7 protein-coding genes are annotated in these 7,785 nt (G+C 65.4%); 5 read left to right on the top strand and 2 right to left on the bottom strand.

All coding sequences use genetic code 11. The features are described 5' to 3' along the window. Positions 1-18: 18 nt before the first annotated feature. Positions 19-312: an exodeoxyribonuclease VII small subunit gene (locus tag BIS11_RS06970; protein ID WP_253421834.1), complete on the bottom strand. Its 294-nt coding sequence runs from the start codon at positions 310-312 to the stop codon at positions 19-21. Positions 313-559: 247 nt separating this feature from the next. Here BIS11_RS06970 and serA point away from each other — a divergent pair, with 247 nt between their 5' ends. Continuing rightward, positions 560-1,798, top strand: coding sequence for a phosphoglycerate dehydrogenase (gene serA / locus BIS11_RS06965; RefSeq protein WP_253421832.1), 1,239 nt, complete (start codon positions 560-562; stop codon positions 1,796-1,798). A gap of 74 nt (positions 1,799-1,872) precedes the next feature. Here the strand turns inward: serA and BIS11_RS06960 are convergent, their stop codons facing one another. Continuing rightward, positions 1,873-2,559, bottom strand: coding sequence for a pirin family protein (locus BIS11_RS06960; RefSeq protein WP_253421829.1), 687 nt, complete (start codon positions 2,557-2,559; stop codon positions 1,873-1,875). 223 nt (positions 2,560-2,782) lie between these two features. Between BIS11_RS06960 and BIS11_RS06955 the strand changes: the two genes are divergently transcribed. From BIS11_RS06955 to ybiO, 4 genes are all read left to right on the top strand, one after another. Continuing rightward, positions 2,783-3,730: a rhodanese-related sulfurtransferase gene (locus tag BIS11_RS06955; RefSeq protein ID WP_253421826.1), complete on the top strand. Its 948-nt coding sequence runs from the start codon at positions 2,783-2,785 to the stop codon at positions 3,728-3,730. A gap of 149 nt (positions 3,731-3,879) precedes the next feature. Then, positions 3,880-4,698, top strand: a complete 819-nt coding sequence (locus tag BIS11_RS06950; protein WP_253421823.1) for an IclR family transcriptional regulator C-terminal domain-containing protein — start codon at positions 3,880-3,882, stop codon at positions 4,696-4,698. Positions 4,699-4,723: 25 nt separating this feature from the next. Next, positions 4,724-5,155, top strand: a complete 432-nt coding sequence (locus tag BIS11_RS06945) for a YqaA family protein (RefSeq protein ID WP_227389949.1) — start codon at positions 4,724-4,726, stop codon at positions 5,153-5,155. A gap of 172 nt (positions 5,156-5,327) precedes the next feature. Further along, positions 5,328-7,715 carry a mechanosensitive channel protein gene (gene ybiO, locus BIS11_RS06940; RefSeq protein ID WP_253421820.1) on the top strand — a complete coding sequence of 796 codons (2,388 nt, stop codon included), beginning with the start codon at positions 5,328-5,330 and terminating at the stop codon, positions 7,713-7,715. The last annotated feature ends 70 nt before the right edge of the window (positions 7,716-7,785 follow it).

The following is a 7,785-nucleotide window of genomic DNA, read 5'->3' as shown; positions in this document are numbered from 1 at the left end:
GGCGGGTGAGGGTCTGGCTTACCATGGCGGCGTTGGCTCCTGGTCGTCGTCGGGGGCGTCGCCTGCGGCGCTCGGCGGCTGATCGAACGGCGCCACGCGCAGCTGGCCATCCGCATCTTCGGTCAGGGCGCGCACCTTGAGCTCTGCGCGGTCCAGGCGTGCCTGGGCATCGCGGGTGAGTTTCACGCCCTGCTCGAAGGCGCCGAGCGCTTCCTCCAGCGAAAGCTCGCCGGATTCGAGCCGTTCCACCAGGGTTTCAAGCGCTGAAACCGTGGTGGCGAAATCCTGTTCGGGGGGAGTGCTGTCGCTCATTGACCCTAGCCTGCCTGTTGGCGCCCGTTCGAGGCGGCGTACCTGCCCGCCCACCGTAAACGCACAGTATACACCGAGGCCGGGGGGTGGCGTCTGCCCTTGGCCGCGCCGTGCGGTCAACGTGCGACACGTTCATTTTGAAAACGCACCGTTTTCATCCAGGCCCAGGCGCCCACTGTGCTACCATGGCGGCCTTTCGTGAACCGATAAACGGCGCCCGTCGCCGAGCATAGGGGTTGATTCAGCCATGGCCAAAACGTCCCTGGAAAAGAGCAAGATCAAGATCCTGCTTCTCGAGGGCGTCCACCAGAGCGCGGTGGACAATTTTCGCAACGCCGGATACGAAAACATCGAGCACCTGCCGACGTCCCTGGACGAAGAGGCGCTGATCGAGAAGATCCGCGATGTTCATTTCATCGGCATCCGCTCGCGCACCCAGCTCAACGAGCGGGTGTTCGCGGCGGCGGAAAAGCTCGTGGCCGTGGGCTGTTTCTGCATCGGCACCAACCAGGTGGACCTGAACGCCGCGCTCAAGCGGGGCGTGGCGGTGTTCAACGCCCCTTACTCCAACACCCGGTCGGTGGCGGAGCTGGTGCTGGCCGAGGCCATCATGCTGCTGCGCGGCATTCCCGAGAAGAACGCCCGCGCCCATCAGGGCGGCTGGCTGAAATCCGCGGCGAACTCCCACGAGGCGCGCGGCAAGACCCTCGGTATCGTCGGCTACGGCAGCATCGGCGCGCAGCTCTCGGTGCTCGCCGAGTCGCTCGGCTTCAACGTCATCTATTTCGACATCATCACCAAGCTCGGCATGGGTAACGCAAGCCAGGTCGGCAGCCTCGAGGAGCTTCTCGGTCGCGCCGACGTGGTCAGCCTGCACGTGCCGGATCTGCCCTCCACGCGCTGGATGATCGGCCAGAAGGAGATCGCGGCGATGAAGCCCGGCGCGGTGCTCATCAACGCCTCGCGCGGCAGCGTCGTCGAGATCGAGCCGCTGGCCGAGGCGATCAAGTCCGGCCATCTCAACGGCGCGGCGGTGGACGTCTTCCCGGTGGAGCCTAAGGGCAACAACGAGGAGTTCGAGAGCCCGCTGCGCGGTCTCGAGAACGTGATCCTCACCCCGCACATCGGCGGCTCCACCCTCGAGGCCCAGGAGAACATCGGCATCGAGGTGGCGGAGAAACTCACCACCTACTCCGACAACGGCACCACCATCACCTCGGTCAACTTCCCTGAAGTGGCGTTGCCCGCCCACCCGGACAAGCACCGCCTGCTGCACATCCACGACAACGTGCCCGGCGTGATGTCCCAGATCAACCGCGTGCTGTCGGAAAACGGCATCAACATCTCCGGCCAGTACCTGCAGACCAACGAAAGCGTCGGCTACGTGGTGATCGACGTCGACAAGGCCTACGGCCCCCAGGCGCTCGAGGCGCTCAGGGAAGTCGAGCACACCCTGAAGATTCGCGTGCTCTACTCGGCGCACTGAGCGCACCTCCCCGGCGCGAACACGCAAGCGGCCTCCCTGGGGAGGCCGCTTTTTCATGCCCGGAGCCGGACGCTTCAGGCCAGATCGAACAGCAGCACGTGAGCGCCTTCGGCCTGGCCGATCTCGCGCGGCTCGTCGGGGTCGAGGGCGGCGGCGTCGCCGGTCTCCAGGCGCTCGCCGTTGAGCTCGAGCGCGCCCTCCACCACGTGAAGCCAGACGTGGCGCCGGGCGGGAAGCGCAGGCACCTCGCCGTCGAACAGGCCGCTGTAGAGATCGATGTCCTGATGGATGCCGACGGAGCCCTCGCGCGCGTCGCGGGAGACGACCAGCCGCCACTGGCCCTGGCGTGACGCCGGCGCGAACGCCTTCTGCGCGTAGCTCGGCGCAAGCCCGAGCGTGTCCGGCTCGATCCAGATCTGCAGGAAGTGCAGCCCGTCGCTTTCCGAGGCGTTGTATTCGCTGTGGCGCACGCCGGTGCCGGCGCTCATGCGCTGGACATCGCCCGGGCGCATGATCTCGACGTTGCCGAGGCTGTCCTTGTGGGCCATTTCGCCTTTCAGCACGTAGGAGACGATCTCCATATCGCGGTGGGCATGGGTGCCGAAACCGTGGCCCGGCGCGACGCGATCTTCGTTGATGACCCGCAGCGCACGAAAGCCCATGTGGGCCGGGTCCATATAGTGGGCAAACGAGAAGGTGTGGTGGGAGTTCAGCCAGCCATGGTCGGCGTGACCACGCTCCTGCGAGCGACGAATTTTCATGGGGACTCCAAAGGGGGGGAGGATGATGCCCACTATACGACCGTCGCCGGTGGCGCCGAAGTGAAGCTTTTGGCGCCCTGCGGTCGATAAAATCGACGATTGAGCCCGTCGCACCATGATCTGCGTCAAGTCGACACCGTTCACGCCGGGCGGGCACTTTGGTAGAATGGGCGCGTTTTCAACCCGGTCCGCCCTTTGCGAGGGCGACTACCAGGAGTATTTCATGACTGCCTCTTCCCCGACGGCCCCCATCGTGGTGGCTGCGCTGTACAAGTTCGTCACCCTCGACGACTTCGAGGCGCTGCGCGAGCCGCTCAAACAGACCATGGTCGACCACGGCTTGAAAGGCACGCTGCTGCTGGCCCGCGAGGGCATCAACGGCACCGTGGCCGGTTCCCGCGAAGGGATCGATGCGCTGCTTGCCTGGCTCGGCGCCGACCCGCGCCTGACGGACATCGACCACAAGGAGTCGTACTGCGACGAGATGCCGTTCTACCGCACCAAGGTGAAGCTCAAGCGCGAGATCGTCACCATGGGAATCGAAGGCGTCGACCCCAACGCATCCGTGGGCACCTACGTCGAGCCCGAACAGTGGAACGACGTGATCTCCGACCCGGAAGTGCTGGTCATCGACACCCGCAACGACTACGAGGTGGAGATCGGCACCTTCGAAGGCGCCATCGACCCCAAGACCACCACCTTCCGCGAGTTTCCCGACTACGTGCGCAAGCACTACGACCCGGCCAAGCACAAGAAGGTGGCGATGTTCTGCACCGGCGGCATCCGCTGCGAGAAGGCCTCGAGCTTCATGCTGAACGAGGGCTTCGAGGAGGTGTATCACCTCAAGGGCGGCGTGCTGAACTACCTCGAAAAGGTGCCGGAAGAGAAATCGCTGTGGCGCGGTGAGTGCTTCGTGTTCGACAACCGCGTCACCGTGCGCCACGACCTGAGCGAAGGCGCCTTCGAGCAGTGCCACGCCTGCCGCCGGCCGATTTCCGAAGAAGACATGCGAAGCGCGGCCTATGAGCCCGGCATCAGCTGCCCGCACTGCATCGACTCGCTGCCGGAGAAGACCCGCGCCGCCGCCCGCGAGCGCCAGCGCCAGATCGAGCTTGCCAAGGCGCGCGGCGAGCCTCACCCGCTGGGCTTCGATCAGCGCCAACGCGCCTGATTCGACCGCGTCACCCTCGATAGCGCCTGCATGGCGCTATCGTCGTTTTTATCCGCTGCCGTGGGATTTATTTCCGCAAACGCGACATTCGGCGGCGCCTCGCGTTATCCTGCCGGTTTTGCGTCGAAAGCGAGTGAGGAGAAAGTACGGTGAGCGAGGCCAAGCGCAGATCGGTAGGACGCCCGGCGGGAGCCGCGAAGGCAAGCGGCGGGCACAGCCAGTCGCTGGTGCGCGGCTTGACGCTGCTCGAGCATCTGGCGGCGAGCCCGCTGGGGCTGGCGCTTTCCGAGCTCGCCGAGATGGCCGAGCTCGCGCCGTCCACCACCCATCGCCTGCTCCAGGCGCTGCAGGGCCAGGGCTTCGTCACCCAGGAGAGCGAGCAGGGGCTTTGGCGCATCGACGTCAAGACGTTTCGCATCGGCAACAGCTTTCTCGAGGCGCGGGACGTGGTGGCCACCAGCCGGCCCTTCCTGCGCCGGCTTACCCTGGATACCGGTGAAACCGCCAACCTCGGCATTCGCGATGGCGCAACGGCGGTGTTTCTCGCCCAGCACGAATCGACCCAGATGATGCGCATGATCACCAAGCTCGGCTCGCGGGCGCCGCTGCACGCCTCGGGCGTGGGCAAGGCGCTGCTCGCCGGCATGAGCGACGACGAGCGCGCCGAGCTCTTGAAGGACGATACGCTCTCGCGGGTCACCCCCAACACCTTCTTCGACCCGGAGGCGATCGAGGCGGAGGTGCGCGTCATCCGCCGCCAGGGATTTGCCTGCGACCGCGAAGAGCACGCCATCGGCCTGCACTGCGTGGCGGCGTGCATCTTCGACGAGCGGCGCATGCCGATCGCGGCCATTTCGGTTTCCGGTCCCATGGCGCGCATTCCCGAAGAGCGCCTGATGAGCCTGGGTCAGCTCGTTCGCGAGGCGGCCAACAACATCACCGCCAAGCTCGGTGGCCGGCTGCCCTGAGCCGTCGGCCCGCCAGCCTCGATCCGTGTTCAGCCTGTTCTGGATTGCGCTGCTCAGCGCAACGCTTTTGCCCGGTGGCTCCGAAGTGTGGCTCGCCCGTCAGTGGTGCCAGGGTCACACGGTACTCGCCCTCTGGTGCGTGGCCACGCTCGGCAACACCCTGGGCAGCCTCGTCAACGTGGCGCTCGGGCGCTACGCGCGCCGCTTTCGCCACCGGCGCTGGTTTCCCGCCTCGCCTGCCCAGCTCGATCGCGCCGGGCGCTTCTACGCGCGCTTTGGCGCCTACAGCCTGTTGCTCAGCTGGGTGCCGATCATCGGCGATCCGCTCACCGTGGTGGCAGGGCTCTTGCGGCTCTCCTGGTGGCGCGCCATCGGCTTGATCGTGCTGGCCAAAGGCGCGCGCTACGCCCTGGTGCTGGCCTTCGCCGCCCAGTGGCTGGCGCCTTACTGCGTCTGATCCGGCGCTGCACGGTAACGATCAAAGAGGTGCCGTGTTACCCTGCGCCCTTGCGAAATCGGTCGTTGCACGCTGCCCGTTATGCAGGATTCACGACTCAACGCTATGATTTGCATAACGCGGTTTTGCCGTTAGTTCGACTACCCCCCACCACCTAAAGGGAGATTCAGGTGTGACGCCATCACGTTCACTACCCTGGCTCGGCGTTTGGCTGCTTATGCTGTTCGCCATGATTGCCCCGGCCTTTGCGCAAACCACGCTCAGCGCCGGCAACGACGAAACCGCCGACTCCACGCAGTCTCCGCCCTCCTACGAGGCGCTGGCCGAACTGCTCGAAAACGACCAGGCCCGCCAGGAGCTCATCGAACGGCTGCGCAGCGAGGCTTCCACGCTTCCTGCGGGGCTTGAAAGCCAGCTGTCGCCGGAGGCGGCCGCCGAGGGCGGCAACCTGGCCCCGGAAGACGTATCGACGCCGCGCCAACTGGCGGAACTGACCAGTCGCGTGGTGGGGGACGTGGGTACGCAGCTCGAGCAGGCGGTGGGAATCGTCGGTGCGTTGTTCAGCGGCCAGGGCGGGGGCAACTTCGATACCGCCGCCTTCATGAGTGCGGCGATCAACCTTGGCATCGTGATCCTGGCCACCTTCGCCGTCTTCTTCGTGCTGCGCCGCCTGGCGAAGAGCCTGTTCATGAAACTCAGCACGTGGTCGCGAGCCGGTGAGCAGGTGACGTCCATCTTCCGGCTGGTGATCTGCGTGTTCCTGGCCGCAGTCGTGGACGTGGTGCTGATCGGCGCTGCCTACGTGGTGGGCAATCTGATCGCCACCTTCGCCGTGGGGGAAACCGGCGAGCTCTCGACCCGGGCATCGCTGTTCCTCAACGCCTTCTTGATCATCGAGCTGCTCAAGGCGGCCATGCGCATGCTCTTCTCGTCGAGCTACGAAGGGCTTCGTCTGCTGCCGATCTCGAGCTACGAGGCCAATTACTGGAACCGCTGGATCGCCCGGCTGATCGGCATGGTCGGCTACGGGCTGATGGTGGTGGTACCGCTGGTCAACTTCTACGTGTCGCCCACCCTGGGCCAGGCCGTGGGCACGTTCATCATGGTGCTGGCGTTCGTCTACGCCGTGGCGGTGGTGCTGAAGAATCGGGTGCGCCTGCGCGACAACCTCTACGGCATGGGCAACCGCTCCACCATGACAGCCAGCCGGATCTCGCTGCATCTGTTCGCGCGTACCTGGCACCTGTTCGCGCTGCTCTACTTCTTGATCGTGTTCGTACTGGTGTTGATTCGTCCAGGCGAGGCGCTGCCCTTCGTGCTGTTCGCCACCCTCAAGACCTTGGCGGCAGTGGTGATCGGCATCTTGCTGTCCACCTTCCTGACCCAGACCATCGGCCGGCGCATCACGCTCTCCGACGACCTGCGCCGCAAGCTGCCGATGCTCGAACACCGGCTCAACAGCTACGTGCCCAATGCGCTGCGCGTGCTGCGCACGATCATCCTGGTCGCCGTCATCATGGTCGTGCTGGATGCTTGGGGCGCCTTCCACCTGGCCAACTGGTACGCTTCCGAGCGTGGTGGCCTGATCGTCGGGCGGCTGATCAGCATCGCGGTGATTCTCATCGTGTCTTTGGGCATCTGGCTTGCCCTGGCGAGTCTGATCGAGCACAAGCTCAACCCGGAAACTGGCGGCGGCGAACCTTCCCCCCGGGCCAAGACCCTGCTGAGCCTGTTCCGCAACGCTCTGGCGATCGCCATGGTGACGATCACCGGCATGATCCTGCTCTCCGAGATCGGCATCAACATCGGCCCCTTGATCGCCGGTGCCGGTGTGCTGGGTCTGGCGATCGGTTTCGGCGCCCAGAAGCTCGTCCAGGACGTGATCACCGGCGTGTTCATCCAGATCGAGAACGCCATGAACACCGGCGACGTGGTGACCGTGGGCGGCATCACCGGCACCGCCGAGCGCTTGAGCATTCGTTCGGTGGCGATCCGCGATCTCTCCGGCACCTACCACATCGTGCCGTTCTCGAGCGTGGATACCGTCTCGAACTACATGCGCGAGTACGGCAACCACGTGGGCGAATACGGTATCGCCTACCGCGAGAGCATCGACGATGCCATCGACCAGCTGAAGCTCGCCTTCGAGGACCTCAAGGCCAGCGAGGAGCACGGCTTCAAGCTCCTGGCGGACATGACCGTGGCCGGCGTCACCGCGCTTGCCGACAGCTCGGTCAACATCCGCGTGGTGATCAAGACCACCCCCGGGGACCAGTGGGGCGTGGGTCGGGCCTTCAACCGCTTGGTCAAGATGCGCTTCGACCAGGCAGGCATCGAGATTCCGTTCCCGCACTCCACGATCTACTTCGGTCAGGACAAGTCCGGCTCCGCGCCGCCGGCGAACCTGCGCGTCATGCAGCAGGACTTCACCATCGACGGCAGCCCCGCAGGCCAGCCGAAGAAGGGGGGCAGTGCGGTGGACGACCGCTTCGATCCGCGTCGCAAGCTGAGCGGGCCGGAAGTGGAAGGCCACAACCTGCCCGACGACGAGGACGTCTGACCCTCGACCGTCATCCAGCGGGGCCGCCTTCGGGCGGCCCCGCTGCGTTTCGGCGAGGGAAAATTAATGT

It is taken from the genome of Halomonas sp. 707D4, assembly GCF_024158685.1.
Classification (GTDB): Bacteria; Pseudomonadota; Gammaproteobacteria; order Pseudomonadales; family Halomonadaceae; genus Vreelandella.
Note: the sequence above shows the minus strand (reverse complement) of the source record. Positions and strands in the feature narration are given on the sequence as shown.